The organism is Streptomyces sp. NPDC092045, assembly GCF_044756005.1.
Taxonomy (GTDB): domain Bacteria; phylum Actinomycetota; class Actinomycetes; order Streptomycetales; family Streptomycetaceae; genus Streptomyces.
In genome coordinates this window covers 17,802-33,411 of the sequence record NZ_JBIVSC010000026.1, presented here as the reverse complement: position 1 = coordinate 33,411, position 15,610 = coordinate 17,802, and the positions used below count along the sequence as shown (strand labels likewise).

The window sequence follows — 15,610 nt, the reverse complement described above, 5'->3', positions numbered from 1 at the left end:
CCTATATATGACGCGCACACGCACACAGGGAACCCTCATATACCCGAAGGTTCGGTCGCTTGAGTCGCCGAGCAGTCGAGATCAAGCCTCTGACCTGGGCTTTTCTCTCCCACCGCAGGAGCTGCCCGAAGAATTCCGGTCGCTCGCCCACGGTCGCTGGCCCACGGTCGCTCCCCCGTCCCCGCCCCGCGCCGGGCCTCTCCTCGGGGCCGCTTCGGGCCGGACGTACGGGCCTGGGTCTCTTGGGTCGCTGCAAGCCCCTCCCTCAGCGGGTTGCGTCGACCGGGGTGGCAATGATTGGCTCGAACTTGATTCTGACAGACCGGACGGTTTTTTTCTGTAGGATCCCGGACGGCGTGATCCGCCTTCGGTACTGTTCATGTCATAGATGAGTCGCTTCGGTCGCTGGTGGGGGAAGAACATGGCCGGTGAACTGCGTTTTCCGCGCAGCGACTTAAGGCAGCCCTGGCACGGTCGGTTCTCTCCCGGAGGCTGTCCGGCCCCGGGCCGGCGGGGAACCGAACCGGATCAGCGGGTTCCCTCTTCACGCGCGCCCCGGTCCGGATCCGTTCCCCCTCCGGCGGGATCAGTCGCCCACGACTGTTCCCCACGCATCGGACACCAACGCCCGAGGGGCTCCAGGGGGAACGTATGACTGTCGGTCCCGACGACAAACTTTTCGACGCCCAGGCGGTGGCCGCGCAGATCCTGGCCCACTTCTCCGACACCCCTCCCCAGCAGGCGCCCCCCGGGACGTCCGGTGCGCCCGGGGAGCACGCCAGTGCGGCGGGCCTGCTGCCCGACACCCTCAGCGACCGCGGCAACGCCAAGCTCTTCGCCCGGCTCTACTCCCACGACTACCGCCACGTGCCCGGCCTGGGCTGGTACCGGTGGGACACCACCCGCTGGCAGATCGACGAGGACGACACCGTCCTGTGGGCCGCCGGCGACCTGGCGGAGAACATCGCCGTCACCGACCCGCGGGGCGTGCACACGGACACGGCCATGCGCCAGCACCGCCGCCGCGCCCTGAGCACCGGCGGCATGAACGCGATGCTGGCGCAGGCGAAGTCGGCCCCGGGCATGGTCCTCAACGCCGCCTCCCTGGACGCCGACCCCTACGCCCTGTGCACCCCGGCGGGGATCGTGGACCTGCGCACCGGCGCGGTCCGGCCGGCCGCCTCGGACAAGGACTTCCACTCCCGTTCCACCTCGGTCAGCCCCCGGACGATGCCCACCCCGCGCTGGCTCCGGTTCCTCACCGACACCTTCGGCGAGGGCGCCGAGGGCGCGGAGATGATCGACTTCCTCCAGGTGCTCCTCGGGTACTCGATCACCGGCGACGTGGGCGGACAGGTGATGCCGTTCCTCTTCGGCTCCGGCAAGAACGGAAAATCGGTTCTGCTGGATGTGCTCCTGAAGCTCCTGGGCGACTACGCCGACGCGGCGCCGCCCGGCTTCCTGATGGCCCGTCCGTACGAGGGCCATCCCACGGACCTGGCCGAACTGCACGGGCGGCGCGTCATCGTGTGCAGCGAGGTGAAGCCCGGCGACCGCTTCGACGAGGCCCGGGTCAAACTCCTGACGGGCGGCGACCGCATCAAGGCCCGCCGGATGCGCCAGGACTTCTTCAGCTTCGAGCCGACCCACAAGCTCTGGCTCCTGGGCAACCACCGCCCCGAGGTCAACACCGGCGGCTTCGCCTTCTGGCGCCGCATCCGCCTGCTCCCCTTCGAGAGGGTCGTCTCCGACGACCGGAAGATCGACAACCTGGCCGATCTGCTCGTCACCGAGGAGGGCCCCGGGATCCTCAACTGGCTCATCGACGGCTCCCGCCGCTACCTCGCCGGAGACCGGGACCTCACCGGCCCCGAGCGCGTCCGCGTCGCCACCACCGCGTACGCCGAGACGGAGGACCACACCGGCCGCTTCTTCGAGGAGTGCTGCCTGCTCGACCCGGGCCACCGGGCGGAACAGGCGAGCCTGTACGCCGCCTATCGGAGCTGGTGCCACAATGAGGGCGCGCCCGCCATCTCCTCCCGGGCCTTCGCCGCACGGGCCCGGGAGCTCGTCGGACTGGCCTCGCCCAAGGAAATGATCCTGTCCAACTCCCGCAAGTACTACCCAGGCATCGGCATGGCGGTGCTCGCGGACGAGGAGACCACATGAGCTCCCTCATCACCGACGAGGAGATCCGCGACGAATCCGAGCTCGTCTGGCTCGAGAACGTCGAGGACCTCGACTACGTCCGGCAGAGCCTGGACCGCCTCCCGACCCGGCGGGGCAGGCCCGCCTACCACCGCGACGGGCGGATGATCGGCTACGCCCAGCTCAGCCCGCAGGCCAAGGCCTCCCGCTCCTCGGGGACGTTCCGCCGCCGCGTCTTCTGGCTGCTCCCCCACGACCGGGACAACGACCCCGAGGGCCTGTACGCGACGGGGGCACCGGCCGAAGCGGTCGACCCCCGCACGCTCGCGCCCGGCACCAAGGGCAGCAAGACCCAGCGCTCCAAGGGCACCGACGTCCCCCGCCTGCTCACGTAAGGACGGGTACGCCCCGCCCGGACCGACGCCGGCGATGCCCCTCCCCCACCGGGGAACGAAGGCATCGCCGGTTCGGCGGTCCCGCTCTACGTGCCTTCGCGGAGACCCGAGGCCACCTGCTCCAGGATGGCCGCCAGCGAGTTCCGGTCCTGCACGGCGAGGTCCCCCCGCATGTCCGCGATGACGGCCCCCACCCCCGTACTGCGCTTGAAGTAGTGCTGGATGAACGCGCTGCGCTGCCCGGGGTCGAGGCGGTCGAAGGCCAGGTCCATCAGGGCGACGCCGTCGTGCAGCGGCACCTCGGGAACGGCCGGGGTCGCCGGAGCGGCCGTGCTCCACGACGCCCCGGACCGCTCCCCCACCGGCGCCTCCACGGCGGCCGTTCCCCCGTCCACCGAGAGCGGCTCGGCGACACGGACCGGTGCGGGGCCCTGGGCCACCGAAGGGGCCGCCTTCGCACTCCTGGGCGCGGGCACCTCGTCCCCAAGGGATCCGTGACCGTCACCCCCCGGGTTATCACGGCGTGATAGGTCGCCGACTCCTCCTCCGACGCCTTCCCCGCCCGAGATGCCTCCTCCCGGGACGCCCTCCCCCGGAACGCCCTCCCCCGGGGTGCTCCCGCCCGAGGCGCTCCCGTCCGTGACTCCGGCCTCGCCCGGGACCGGCGCCTCGTGAACGACCGGCGGGTTATCACGGCGTGATAGGTCGCGCTTGGCTGCGGACCGCTGCTCCGCCGCCTCCGCCCGGGCGTCGGCCTTCGCACGCTGTTGCTCGGGCGGGAGCTTGGACAGGTTGCGGACGTGTTCGATCGTCCGGCGCCCCTCGACGAGATCCGCCTGGAGGCCGTGGTCCAGGTCGAGGATCGACAGCTTGGAGGAGATGGTCGACTGACCGATCCCGAGGCGCTTCGCGGCCTTGTTCTGCGAGCCGTAGAACTCCACGAGCTTCTTCAGCGCGTGGGCCTGCTCGATCGGGTTCATGTCGTCGCGGTGGACGTTGGCCACGAACGCGGCTTCGAGCAGGGCCTCGTCGGTGGCGACGAGGTGGTTGTTGACGCTGACCCGGATCACGGTGGCACCGGCGAGCCGTGCCGCTTCGAGCCGGCGGTGGCCGTCGACGACGATGTACCGCGCCCCCTCGTCCACGTCCTCGGCCCGCTCGGGCCGCTCGGCCAGATAGGAGTCGACGGTGGCGACGGTGATGGAGTTGACGAGACCGATCTCGCGGATGCTGTCGGCCAGCCCTTCGAGATCGCGGAGCTCCTCGCGCGGGTTGTCGGGGTTCTGGCTGATGAGGCCGAGCGGAAGCTCCGTGGGGTCGGGAACGCCCTCGGTGGGCGCGGCCGTGGCCGCACCGATCGCGGCCCGGCGGGCACTGATGGGGCGGGCCTGCGCGAAGGAGGACCCGGCCCCGAGGTTCTTGGCCTTGCTCACTTGCTGATCTCCCGGGCGAGGGCGCGGAGCGCGACGGACTGCTCGCACCGGGGTGCGTAGGCGAGGAGGGGCCGCTTGGCGCGGACGGCCTCCTTCTGCTCCTTGAGGTCACCGATGACGCCGACGACGCGCGGATCCTTTATGTCCATCCAGGACTGGAGGGAGGACGTCGCGATGTATCCGCGGCGGGCGTCGTAGTGGTTGACGACGAGACCGAGGTAGTCGATGTCGAGGGCGAGGTCGCCGCGCATGTCCTCGATCTGCGCGGTCAGCAGGCCGTAGGCGTCGGCGCTGCTGTCCTCTGCCTGGACGATGATGAGGACGCCGGAGTTGCCCGTCTCCTCGTTGTCGCGGCGGCGTCCGTAGTACGACGCGGCGTCCATGCTGAGGCCGAGGCTCGGCGGGCAGTCGACGACGATGACGTCGTACTCGGCCTCGACGGCCCGCAGGGCACGTTCGAGGGCGGCCTCGCGGGCGCGTACGGAGGCGAGGCGGACGTCGAGGAGGAAGGCGTCGGTGCAGGCGGGCAGGAGGTCCAGCCGGTTGCCGAAGCGGTCCTCCTCGACGGAGACGACCAAGTCGGCCAGTTCGCCCTTGCCCTCGCCCGCCATGTGGTTGGTCAGGGAGTCCCCGCCCATGGGCAGCAGTTCGTGACCGAGCTGCTTGGTGAGGTGCCCCTGCGGGTCGAAGTCGACGAGGAGAACACGCTGCCCGAGCCCGGGAAGGTCCTCCAGGGCAAGGGGGTCCTCGGGGCGGTCGCCGTCTCCGAGCAGTGCGGCGAAGTGCCTGGAGACCCGGACGGGGACGAGTTCGGCCGAGTTCTCGGCGAGGGCCTCGCCGAGACCGGCGGTGATGGCGGTCTTGCCCACACCGCCCTTCTGGTTGCAGACGATGATGCGCCGGACCATCGCGGGCCGCTTCGCCTCGGGCGCGGGGTTGTTGTCGAGCCAGAGGGCGACGGCCTGGGCGATGCCCTGGGTGAGGGAGACCCCCCGGTTCTTGCAGTCGTCGCGGAAGCCGTCCCACAGTCCGGTGGGAAGGAAGGTCGAGTAGGTCTCCGCGCCGGCGGTGTCGACGGCGGCCAGGTTCGACCCCAGACCGCGCCAGGCGGTGATCCCGGCCTCGACGGCGTTCTGCATGTCGAGACCGTGGAGAGCGGCCCGGACCTTGAGGTCCTGCCGGAGGGTGCTGGTGAGCTTGGTGACGACCTTCTCCCGGTCGCCGCCCGTTTCGAGTGACGTCATGGACGTCACCCTACTAACGACTGAGATCAACTTCCGCCATTGACGCGTTAGAAAGGTTACGAACTCCTCTCGGGTTATCACGCCGTGATAACCCCTCACCCCGTTCGGACCGCCTCCGACCTATCACGCCGTGATAACCCCTCAGCCACCTCGACACCGGCCGACCCGTCACGAGCCACGGTCCCCGCCCGCCTCCACGCCGACCGACCTATCACGCCGTGATAACCCTCCGCCCGCTCCGACCCCTCCTCGACCTATCACGCCGTGATGACTCCGGCGTCCCACAGAACACACCCGCTCCCCCCATGCACGCGTTTCGTACGCCGAACGTACGCGATATGTACGTTTCACCAGGTAGGGTGTCGGCCCGGAGGTGTTCCATGTCCGAGTTGTTCGACGCGGTCGACGCCCTGCTCGCGTCCCGCGCCCCGCTCCCGCCGCCGGCGGAGCGCAAGCGCCTGCGCAGCGCGCACGGTCTGACGATCGACGAGGTGGCGAGCGCACTCCAGGTACGCCGGGCCACGGTCAGCGCCTGGGAGTCCGGCAGGACCGAACCGCGCCCGCCGGAGCGCGACGCGTACGCACGCCTCCTCGACGGCCTCGCGAAGCTCTACCCCGCCGACACCGACACGGACACCGAGGCCGCCGCCCCCTCCACGGAAACTCCGGAGCCGGCCCCGGAGGCGGAGGCGACCCCCATGCCCGCAACCCGGGAAACGCAGCCCCGACCCGGCCCCGCCCTCACCGACCCTCCTCCGGCCCCCCGGAGGACACCCCCGACCGACACCCCCGCGCCCCGCACCCCCGGCACACCCGACAGGACCGACGCGCGGTTCGCGAACGGTCCGCTCGCCGTCGTCGACGTCGACGAGACCGGCCAGGCACTGGCGTACTGCCCGGGCGGCCTCCTCTTGGAGGTGCCGGCCAAGACGCTCCCCTCACTGGTGGAGTGGACGCTGCGCGAGGGCCGGCTCGGCCAGCCCAAGCTGTCCGGACCGGGCAAGGACGCCGATCCGCTCCTCGTCCTCACCGAGGCCGCGCTGAAGCGCTACGGCCTCCCCGTCGCCCTCACCGAGGAGGAGCGGCTCGCCGGCCGGATCCCCGAGAGCCACAAGGTCGTCAAGCAGCTGGCCCGCGCGGAGTGGAAGCTGACGAAACGCGGCTTCGGGCCGTGGGCACGGATCTACCGCCCGGCCACCGGCTCGGAGCGGGCCTGCGTACAGCTCTGCATCCCGTCCTGGCACGCCCTCGACACCCGGCACTGGGGGAGGGTCGGACAGCTCCCGCCGGCGGAGCTCGCCCGCGTCCTGGGCGTGTACGCCTCCCGTGTGATGACGCCGCGCGGTTCGACCGCGGTGACCGGCCTGGAGCTGATGACCGCCCTGCACCCGCCGACCCGCGCCTCGGAGCCCGACGCCGACGGCAAGCGGCACTCCGAACACAACCCCACCTCCCTGGGCAAGGACCCGGTGGACTGCGCGCCCTGCGAGGCCCCGGACGGGCACCCGCTCCTCAGGGACCTCCCGCGCTTCCACGTGCGCGGCCCGGCGGAGAAGCTCTTCGAGGAGGCGTACGACTGGGCGCGGCCGATGACGGACGCCGAGTGCACCCTGCGCCACCTGGTCGGCATCGACGTCAACATGGCCTTCGCGGCCGGAGCCAACGGCCTGGTCGTCGGCCTCGGAGCACCCACCCACGTCAAGAACCCCGTGTTCGACCCGAAGCTGCCGGGAAGCTGGCTGGTCGACCTCTCCCACGTCGACCTGTCGCACGTGAAGGTCGCCAGGGACAGGTGGGTGGAGCTGGACGGCGGCCTGCTGCCCAGCCCGTTCACGCCGAAGGGCGACCGCCCGGAGGGACCGGCCTGGTACGCGACGCCGACCGTCGCGTACGCGGTGGAGCTCGGGTACGACGTGGCCCCGCTGGAGGCGTACGTCCGGTACGAGAACGGCCGGTACCTGGACGGCTGGTACAACCGGCTGCGCGACGCCCACCTCGCGACGATGGCCGACCTCGGCGTCGGTGCCGACCTGTCGCCGGAGGACTTCCTCGCCGCGATGGACGGCTACCGCGGCCGCGATCCGGAACTGGCCGTCGTCGCCTCGGCGATCAAGGCGACGGTCAAGGGCGGCCTGGGCAAGCTGCGCGAGCGCCCGCGGGGCGAGGGCTGGCGGCCGGGCGAGCCGTGGCGCGCCCTGTCCCGCCCGACGTGGCGGCCGGACATCCGCGCGGCCGTCATCTCCCGCACCCGGATCAACCTGCACCGCAAGATCGTCAAGCACGCGTCGTTCACCGGGCAGTACCCGATCGCGATCCTGTCCGACTGCGTCGTGTACGCGGCCGACGGCGAGTCGCCGCTCGACTTCCTGCCCTACCGTCAGGGCAAGCCGCTGCCCGGCGGCTTCAAGCTCGGCATCAACCCCGGCCTGGTGAAGCACGAGGGCACCCAGACCGTTCTGTGGGGCGAGGAGGTCCGCGAGCGGTTCGACGCCCCGGACCTCAACCTCGCCCGGTACATCAAGGACGGCGCCGTCACCGATGCCGACAACGGAGAGTAGGAGAGGGCGATGAGCCTGTTCGGGGACGGCCTGGACGCGGCGGTGGAGAAGGCGTTCACCCGCCCGGTGCCCAAGACCGCGGGCGCGCAGATGCGCTACCTGGTCAAGCGCATGGGCGGCACCAAGGCGGTCGCCCAGCTGCTGCGGGTCTCCCAGCGCACCGTGGAGCGGTACGTGAAGGGCCAGATCAAGAAGCCCCGCCCGGACCTCGCCGCGCGCCTGGAGCGCGAGGTGAAGAAGCGGTGGCAGCCCCAGGTCCGGGCCAGGGCCCGGCAGAAGGCGGCCACGACCGGCGGCATCGTCATCGACACCCGTGCCCGCATGGGCTACACCGCCCCGATCGGCACGACGGACGAGGACCGCATCCGCCACCTGACCGTGGCACTGCCGCCCCACTACGCCGCCCGCCTCTTCGACGCCCAGGCCTCCGGCGCCGGCGACCAGCGCCTCCAGGAGATCACCGCCGAAGGGATCAGGGAGGTGTACTTCCAGGACGGCGGCCGCCGCGCGGGCAGCCTGGAGGAGGTCCGCTTCACGAACGTCGAGCACCTGGAGTTCGACCTGTAGGGGCCGCGGCGATGCCGGCAGGGATCGCCGGACCCATTGTCGGGTATTCAGCTCGTCTGCTGAATACCCGACATGACAGAAGCTCAGGACGAGGCGGGGGCCTTCCGCGCCCTCGCTGATCCCACGGGGCGCCAGATCCTTGAAGACCTCAGAGGCGGCGAGCTCGCGGCAGGTGAGATCGCGAGCCGGCTCGCGATCAGCGCGCCGTCCGTTTCACGGCACCTGCGGCTCAACGTCTGGGCCGGAGGCCGTGTCTTCCCCGGCGAACACGGCCGCGCCGGTTTCGAGGTGCACGAGACACCCGGCCAGGTGCGTGTCGCCTTCACGACGCGGGACGACGACACCCGGGATCATGCGCAATGTCCCCGCCAACTGGCGCCCCCTCCCCACCATGGCCGCCAACCGAAACGCCCGACCCGCCAAGTGAAGTGCTCAGCCGTGCTCGGTGAGGCCCGTGGAAGTCTCCACCTCGTCCGGGCGGTGACTGCGACGACGGTGGTCGACGCGGTGTCGCACGCGGCCCGGGGGTGTTGTGGATCGGGTCCGGCGAAGCGCGAGCCGGGTCAGCCGGGCAGAGACCAAGCGGGCCGACCGGGATCATGCCGGGGCACGTACGAACCGGGACACGTCCATGGCCGGGTTTCCCCCAGGCGGGTCGTTCGGACACGGATGGTCGAAGATCGAGATGGTGCTATCGCGGGGGAGGCAGTATTCTGACGGCGATATCTAGACGCATTGAGGCCCCTGCTCAGGCAGGGGCCTCAATGTTTTCCGTGTTACTTCTTGCCGCTCCTGCGCCGTGTCCTTCTGGCTGCGGCGAAGTCGAGGACCGCGGGGTCCTCGACGGAGTCGGTCTCGGCAGATTCCGCCGGGGCCGTGTCCTGGGACTTCTTGCGGGCGGCGGCACGGCGGCGGCGTTCTTCCTCCGCCTCGGCGACGGCCTGGTCGTAGCGTTCTTGGTAGTCGTCGATGTCGAGCCGGTCTTCGGGGTCCATCTCGTTGATGGCCGCGAGCTGGTCGGCGACGGTGCGGTAGCCGCTGATCATGGGATTGAGGCGGTAGACGCCCTTGGCCTGCCGGAAGACGAGTCGGGCGTAACCGAGGCACTGGAACCCGCGTCCGACCAGCGACCGATGGACGTTGAGCATCTCGGCGAGCTCGTTCTCGGTGATGATGCAGCGTCCGCCGGGCTCCTGGATGCCCACGACCTTGGTCAGGACGCGGTACGCGATGCCCGGCATGGCCGGCAGGTAAGCGAAGCCGTTCAGCGAGCCGTAGGTCAGCTCGGGTGGTTCGGGGCTCACAGAGGTTGCCGGGATCATCTCACTCCTCCGGCTGCTGGGTACTGGGGCTGGTCTTGGGTTCCTTGGAGGGGCGGGGAGACGGCGGTGGGAGCGTGGCGTCGGGCATCGCCATCTCCCGGAACGCCTCCGGGACCTGATCGTCGAGGACCAGCTCGTTGAGCAGGCTGAGCTGTTCGATCCTGACGGTCGTCCGCTTCGCGGCGGCTCCCCGAACAGGGGTGTCGACGGTCACGTAGCCGCCGCGGAGGGTCACGGTGGGCTGGAGCTGGTGGCGTCCGCGAGAGACCGTGTGGACGAGACCCATCTTCCGGGCTTTGGTCATGGCGCGGGAAACCGCTTCGTCGGACAGCTTCAGATCAGTGGCGATCTTGCGCTGGGTGCGCTTGACGATGCCGCCGACTTCCTGGCTGCCCATCAGGTAGAGCACGACTCGCAGGCCTGTGAGGTCGTTCCAGTAGTACTGGGCGAGCCACATCAGGAAGTCGAGGCTGTCCTGGGCGAAGTACTTGCCGAGGAACTGGGCAGAGACGCGTTCCTGGGTGATCTCTGCCCGGTGGCCCGGCGGGAGTTCGACGGTGTTGGCGCGCGGGCGGAGCGCGCCGACCGCGAAGGGGCTGTTGGCGCTGGGGGCGCGCGGTGCTGTCCGCGGAGAACGCCGTGGGTCTCCGGGAGCGGATGCGGGCATGGGTTCCTGACACTCCTGATGATCGATACCTAGACGAAGCGCACAGTATCGATTGCGCACATGCATAGCAACGAAGCGACCCATGTGCGCGTTGCGCGTGTGCTTTATGACTGGAGAGGCAAGGTTCTTCCGGCGTCGCAAGATTGCGCATAGAGGTCGCAATTTTCACGGGCCACTTTGCCTCCACAGGCATGTCAGTGGGGGGTGTTTTGACCCCGAGACATAAGTTTTTCCCAGCCAGCAAGGCTCTGACCAGCGGAAACGTGGTCGGTCAACATCTAGAACGTCCTCTGTGCCTGCCACCCCGTGAACCGGAAGCCACACGGGTACGACTCGCAGACACCGACTCCCTCACGTTCCCGCGCACTGGTACAGGCCCACTACCAGCAGGTTTTCCCCGAGGTCAGCGCTCTCCCGCCCTCCTGAACCCGCACCACCGACAGTCCGCCACGACGATGCGTGCACGTGGGCAGGCGTGCGCCACGTGTGCAGGGCAACCACCTCCGGGCATCAACCACGCTGCACTGGTCCCAGCTTGCTGGGACCCACCCGGACGGAGGTGTCACCTCCTCGTTCACCGCGAGGTGCCCCTTGGTCGAAGGGTCGTAGCGCTTTGGCGAGATCATCCCGCAGCGCCGTGTGCAGCCTGCTCCGGCAGTCGACCGGGCGCAGTGCCCACCAGCGAGAAGCACAGCCGTCGTGTCGGTCGCGGTGTGGCGACGGCATCCGCGGTTCGCCCGGAGGCGGGGATGTCGGTGGAACGGGACGCTACGGACGCCGGTCGTGGTCCTCGTCGTTGTCCGCCGGCGGGAAGCCCATGGTTCGGGTGAGCGCCTGGCGGAAGACGGGGACGAGTTCCTGGTCCATCCGGTAGGCGATGTTCTGGTGCCAGGAGGGGTTGGCGGGGTTGGACACGGGGGTGATGGGGGCCGGGGTCCCCTCCGGCCACCAGTCCTTGCGGACGCCGCGATCAACGGCTCGTTTCAGGGAGTTGGACGGGCCGTTGAGCTTGCCGAGCTCGCTGCGCAGCTTGTCGGCTTCGAGGTAGCCGTTGCCGTCGACGATGACCATCTGGGCCATCCGACGCCCGCTGGCGGTCAGGGAGCGGAGATAACGCTCGGCCCGGTCGACGGTCCAGCCCGGCTGGACGGTGCTGATGGACAGCTCCGCGTGGTGCTGAGCGGCGAGCGCGACGAGCTTCTCGGCGAACTCTTCGCTTGCTCCCTTGACGATGATCTCCATGGAGGCCTTCCGTCAGATCCTTACCTGTTTCTCCCCGGTCTCCATGCAGGATGCCCGTCCCCGGACCTCACTGTCCAGACCGGGGAAAGGATTGACAGAATTCTGCACTCCTCGTGGATGGGCGATCGCCTTGATGGACTGCGCTGACTCCGGGTCGGCACCCGGTCCCGCGCCGCCGACGCGATCTGCGGCTTTCCGGAGTCCAGACCGATCGCGACCGGGGGACCCGGCTGAGGTCGGCTGTCGGGACGCGGTCCGTTCAAGGAGAGACCGAAGAATGGAGCGCGGCCGGCCGACGGCGGTCGGGATGAATCTGTTCAGGGTTGGCCGGGTGCCGATCCCCTCGGATCGGCACGGACCCGACCGTGACCCCGGCGGTCAGACCGGTGCGCTGCTCCTGCTCGACGAGGCCCCTAGTGTGTTGCCGCGCGACGGCGTTGTCGAGACCCAGGCCGGCGCGTCCAGTTCCACCCAGCCGTCGAAGGAGACCGACATCCCGGTCACCACGCGGCCCTTACCGGGTGAGTCGGGGTGCGCGGCCTGACGAACGAACTCGCACCGCTGGCTCGTGAACTGGACGCGTTGGGCGGGGACCGCCACCGGCTGGGAGTGCGCGAGTTCCTCGGCATAGGCCTTCACCTCAGGCTCCCCGTCCCCGCGGACACCGGATTCCACGAGGGGGAGCGGTGGACCGCGCGACTGGGCCGCGCCTTCCTCCTCGAACACCGCGGAGTCGGTCCGGCGGGATTCGTCGACTTCGAGATCGACCGGTACCGGGGGCGTCCCGGGCGGGCCATCGCGTACAAGCCGGGGGAGAAGGTCTGGCTGGAGTCGCGGGACGCGGCCCGCCGCCGCGACGGCGCCGGCTTCGACCTCAAGCGGTTCCACCAGCAGGCCCTGGACCTGGGGCCGATGGGTCTGGACCTGCTGCGCGAGGCGGGACGGAGCCTGGAGGTGTGCCTCCCGGAACGCTCGGAGGTCCTCGGGGGAGCCTCGCTCCAGGAGCGGGAGGCGCAGCGGGAACTCCTGGCACCGGCCGAGGTGATACGAGTGCTGCCCTTCGCTCCGCTGGACCGGGACGCCCGCGTCAGTGCGGACGAGCGACTCGTCCGCGGCTGCGCCAGGCTGTTGGCGGTCCGGGACGGTCCTCTGTCCTGCGGCCACGACGCCACCGCTCACATGGTGGCGTGTGCCCGCGCCCACGGCATTGCGGTGGAGGTCGTCTGGCCCACCGGAGCTGCTCGTCGACCGTTCGATCGCGGGTTGCGGCTCGGCACGCGCGGGCCGGGGCGCTGACATCGGCTCCGCTCGTGCGTCATCGGCTTCTGCCGGTCTTCCGCACGTGGGTGGAGTCGGCCGTGAGGGGGGCGCCGTCGGCTCCGGTCGGTGTGAGGTCGGGGACGCGGGTGCCGTGTTCGTCGACCAGGGTGGAGTGGGGCTCGTCGGGATCGAAGGCGTGGCGTTCTCCCCACTGGCGCAGGGTGAGGAGGACGGGGAAGAGGTCGCGGCCCTTGTCGGTGAGTGCGTATTCCAGGCGGCGGCCCGTGGGTGCGGTCCGCTGGACGAGGAGGCCGTGGGCGCCGAGTTTGCGGAGCCGGTCGCTGAGGATGTTGCGGGCGATGCCGGTGCGTCGCTGGAACTCGGTGAAGGAGCGGGCCCCGTCCATCGCGTCCCGGACGACCAGGAGGCTCCAGCGGTCGCCGACGAGGTCGAGCGTGCGGGCGACGGGGCAGTCGGGGTCGGTCCAGGCGTCGTTCGGGGCGCCGGGGGAGGGACGCGGCATGACGCCTCCTGGATGAGTTGCAGATCGAGACCATTGTGCCCTAGCCTCGATTAAGTTTCATTCTGCTACCAATTTTCTGATCGGAGAGCGATGGACGCCTGGCGACGGTTGCTTCTCGCAGTCGTGTGCGGTGTCGCGGTGGCGGGCGTCTACGCCGCGCAACCGGTACTGGCACCGATGGGGGAAAGCCTCGGCGTCCCGGCCGGAGGACTGGGATGGATCGTCTCGATCGGCCAGTTCGGCTACCTGGTCGGCCTGGTCCTGCTGGTCCCCCTCGGCGACGTGGTCACCGACAGGCGCCGGCTCATCGCCGTGCACCTCGCCATCACCGCGGTCGGCCTGCTCCTGACCTCCACGGCCGCGACCGCCTGGACGGCCTTCACGGGACTCGCACTGGCCGGGATGTTCGCGGTCGTGGTACAGACCACCGTGGCCTACGCGGCATCGGTCTCACCGCCCGCCGAACGCGGGCGGAACATCGGGATCGTCACCTCCGGCGTGGTGATCGGCATCCTCGGCGCCCGGATCGTCACCGGCCTGCTCGCCGAGCGGTGGGGCTGGCGGAGCATCTACGTACTGCTCGGCGTGCTGGCACTCGGACTCGCCGCCCTCGTCCCGCGCGCCCTGCCCCCGGAGGACCGGACCCGCCGGCCCGCAGGATACCGCCAGGCCCTCACCTCCCTCGGCGCCTTGTTCGGCGAGCGTCTCTTCCTGACACGCGGCTTCATCGCGTTCTTCCTCTTCGCGTCCTTCGGAACGCTGTGGAGCGGACTGTCGCTGCCGCTGGCGGACGCACCGTGGCACTTCAGCGAAGGCCAGATCGGAATGTTCGGGATCGCCGGGCTGGCAGGCGCACTGGGCGCCGCGCGCGCGGGACGCTGGGCGGACGCGGGACGGGCGGTGCCGATGGCGGGCTCCGCGCTGGCCCTGCTCATCCTCTCCTGGGCCGCGATCGCCCGGCTGTCCTGGTCCCTGTGGCTCCTCGTCATCGGCGTCGTGCTGCTCGACTTCGCCGTCCAGGTCGTGCACGTGAGCAACCAGCACACACTCACCAGCGCCCACGCGGAACGCACCAGCAGCGTCATCGGCGCCTACATGGTCTTCTACTCCCTCGGCTCCGCCCTCGGAGCCGCCGCCACCACCTCCGTCCTCACCTCCCACGGATGGACCGGATCCAGCGTTCTGGGAGCCGCATTCGCAGCCTGCGCCCTGATCACCTGGGCGGTCGGCAAAGGCCTGTCCACCAGCGCGCCCGGGCCCCTGCTCGGTGCAGAGGCCCGAGCCCAGGAGAAGAAGCAGGAGGCGGGAACCGCCCAGACCCCTCGGTCGGGCAGGTGAACGAAACCGCATGACTCGGTTCCCGCCCGCACTTCGCGAGAACACCCCCGACCCCGGACACACGTCGAGGAGCACCACGTCCCTCCCGAATCCCGCACGCCCGCCCTCGACCGCAGAGACCTTCACGGTCGGTGTGGATTCGGTTGCCGCGGTGACCTCCTCGGTTGTTGCCGCGCACCCCGTTCCTCCATGGTCGCCCCGCATGCGGGCCGGCCGGATGCCGAGCGCGGTCAGAAGCGGGGCGACTCCCCGGCCGGCAACCGTGCGCGGAGCGTGGAGGCGAAGTCCTCGGCACGGGCGAGCTGGACCCTCAGCTTTTCCACTTGCTCCGTCGCGGCCCGCTCGTACTCGCGCACGCGCTCCAGGAGCGCCTCGTACTCGTCCGGACCGATCTCACCGTCGCCGTCGAGCCGGTCGGTGGCGTCCAGCAGGTCGCGCATCCGGTCCAGGGTGAAGCCGAGGGGCTTCATGCGGCGGATGACCATGAGGCGGGCGACGTCGGTCTCGGTGTAGAGGCGGAAGCCGCCCCGGGAGCGGGCCGAGGGAACGACGAGACCGGTCTCCTCGTAGTGACGGATGGTGCGCAGGGACAGCCCGGTGCGCGCGGCGACCTCGCCGATCTGCATGTGCTTGCCGTCCACGTCTCTGCTCCAGGCCTTCGCGTCATGAACGTCACCCGCCGGGGCCCGCCGATGTCCACTCTAACGTCAGGGTAGGGTTGACCGTGGCGGGAGCGGCGTACCGCTGCCCCCCTCCGCCGTGCCGGGGCCGTCGCCGCCCCCGGCGAAGATCCGGTTCCTGTCCTTGCGGGAGAGACGCGTGCGCGAGTTCGTGACGCCCGGCGCCGCCTGTCCGCCGTGACGCTTCGCCCCCGGACGTGAGCCCCGGCGCCTTCGTGTCCGCCCGCTTCGTT

At 70.3% G+C, this 15,610-nt stretch carries 14 protein-coding genes and 1 pseudogene; 8 read left to right on the top strand and 7 right to left on the bottom strand.

Features of this window, described 5'->3' with window-relative positions:
* Window positions 1–651: 651 nt before the first annotated feature.
* Both ACIQKA_RS32245 and ACIQKA_RS32240 read left to right on the top strand, forming a co-directional pair.
* On the top strand, window positions 652–2,169 hold the full coding sequence (locus tag ACIQKA_RS32245; RefSeq protein ID WP_383434848.1) for a phage/plasmid primase, P4 family: 1,518 nt from the start codon (window positions 652–654) through the stop codon (window positions 2,167–2,169).
* Entirely contained in the window at window positions 2,166–2,543 is a 378-nt protein-coding gene (locus ACIQKA_RS32240) for a DUF6009 family protein (RefSeq protein ID WP_391096814.1), read from the top strand. The genes ACIQKA_RS32245 and ACIQKA_RS32240 overlap by 4 nt, the downstream gene beginning before the upstream one ends.
* A gap of 86 nt (window positions 2,544–2,629) precedes the next feature.
* Here ACIQKA_RS32240 and ACIQKA_RS32235 read toward each other — a convergent pair whose 3' ends face one another.
* Together ACIQKA_RS32235 and ACIQKA_RS32230 are read right to left on the bottom strand one after the other, a co-directional pair.
* Window positions 2,630–3,976, bottom strand: a complete 1,347-nt coding sequence (locus ACIQKA_RS32235) for a ParB/RepB/Spo0J family partition protein (protein ID WP_402543112.1) — start codon at window positions 3,974–3,976, stop codon at window positions 2,630–2,632.
* On the bottom strand, window positions 3,973–5,220 hold the full coding sequence (locus tag ACIQKA_RS32230; RefSeq protein WP_402543111.1) for a ParA family protein: 1,248 nt from the start codon (window positions 5,218–5,220) through the stop codon (window positions 3,973–3,975). The genes ACIQKA_RS32235 and ACIQKA_RS32230 overlap by 4 nt, the downstream gene beginning before the upstream one ends.
* A gap of 380 nt (window positions 5,221–5,600) precedes the next feature.
* Between ACIQKA_RS32230 and tap the strand changes: the two genes are divergently transcribed.
* The 3 genes and pseudogenes from tap to ACIQKA_RS32215 form a co-directional block, all read left to right on the top strand.
* Window positions 5,601–7,778 (top strand): telomere-associated protein Tap, encoded by a 2,178-nt coding sequence (gene tap / locus ACIQKA_RS32225; protein ID WP_402543110.1) that lies wholly within the window; start codon window positions 5,601–5,603, stop codon window positions 7,776–7,778.
* A gap of 9 nt (window positions 7,779–7,787) precedes the next feature.
* Window positions 7,788–8,345, top strand: coding sequence for a telomere-protecting terminal protein Tpg (gene tpg, locus ACIQKA_RS32220; protein WP_383153368.1), 558 nt, complete (start codon window positions 7,788–7,790; stop codon window positions 8,343–8,345).
* A gap of 72 nt (window positions 8,346–8,417) precedes the next feature.
* A pseudogene (locus tag ACIQKA_RS32215) lies at window positions 8,418–8,591 on the top strand (helix-turn-helix domain-containing protein); the annotation flags it as partial.
* Window positions 8,592–9,121: 530 nt separating this feature from the next.
* Here the strand turns inward: ACIQKA_RS32215 and ACIQKA_RS32210 are convergent.
* The 3 genes from ACIQKA_RS32210 to ACIQKA_RS32200 form a co-directional block, all read right to left on the bottom strand.
* Window positions 9,122–9,667: a hypothetical protein gene (locus tag ACIQKA_RS32210; RefSeq protein ID WP_383153370.1), complete on the bottom strand. Its 546-nt coding sequence runs from the start codon at window positions 9,665–9,667 to the stop codon at window positions 9,122–9,124.
* Between the two features lies 1 nt (window position 9,668).
* Window positions 9,669–10,334 carry a hypothetical protein gene (locus ACIQKA_RS32205; protein WP_383153373.1) on the bottom strand — a complete coding sequence of 222 codons (666 nt, stop codon included), beginning with the start codon at window positions 10,332–10,334 and terminating at the stop codon, window positions 9,669–9,671.
* A gap of 768 nt (window positions 10,335–11,102) precedes the next feature.
* Entirely contained in the window at window positions 11,103–11,576 is a 474-nt protein-coding gene (locus ACIQKA_RS32200; protein ID WP_390112771.1) for a hypothetical protein, read from the bottom strand.
* Between the two features lie 277 nt (window positions 11,577–11,853).
* Between ACIQKA_RS32200 and ACIQKA_RS32195 the strand changes: the two genes are divergently transcribed.
* Together ACIQKA_RS32195 and ACIQKA_RS32190 are read left to right on the top strand one after the other, a co-directional pair.
* Window positions 11,854–12,120: a hypothetical protein gene (locus ACIQKA_RS32195; protein ID WP_402543109.1), complete on the top strand. Its 267-nt coding sequence runs from the start codon at window positions 11,854–11,856 to the stop codon at window positions 12,118–12,120.
* A complete protein-coding gene (locus tag ACIQKA_RS32190; protein ID WP_402543108.1) occupies window positions 12,108–12,872 on the top strand; it encodes a DUF885 family protein in 765 nt (254 codons plus the stop codon). The genes ACIQKA_RS32195 and ACIQKA_RS32190 overlap by 13 nt, the downstream gene beginning before the upstream one ends.
* A gap of 19 nt (window positions 12,873–12,891) precedes the next feature.
* On the opposite strand, the gene ACIQKA_RS32185 is transcribed toward ACIQKA_RS32190, so the two are convergent.
* Complete coding sequence (locus ACIQKA_RS32185) at window positions 12,892–13,359, bottom strand: winged helix-turn-helix transcriptional regulator (protein ID WP_375967763.1); 468 nt, start codon at window positions 13,357–13,359, stop codon at window positions 12,892–12,894.
* A 90-nt stretch (window positions 13,360–13,449) separates the two neighbouring features.
* Between ACIQKA_RS32185 and ACIQKA_RS32180 the strand changes: the two genes are divergently transcribed.
* Window positions 13,450–14,697, top strand: a complete 1,248-nt coding sequence (locus tag ACIQKA_RS32180; protein WP_402543107.1) for an MFS transporter — start codon at window positions 13,450–13,452, stop codon at window positions 14,695–14,697.
* Between the two features lie 230 nt (window positions 14,698–14,927).
* Here the strand turns inward: ACIQKA_RS32180 and ACIQKA_RS32175 are convergent, their stop codons facing one another.
* On the bottom strand, window positions 14,928–15,338 hold the full coding sequence (locus ACIQKA_RS32175) for a MerR family transcriptional regulator (RefSeq protein WP_383434871.1): 411 nt from the start codon (window positions 15,336–15,338) through the stop codon (window positions 14,928–14,930).
* Window positions 15,339–15,610 lie beyond the last annotated feature (272 nt).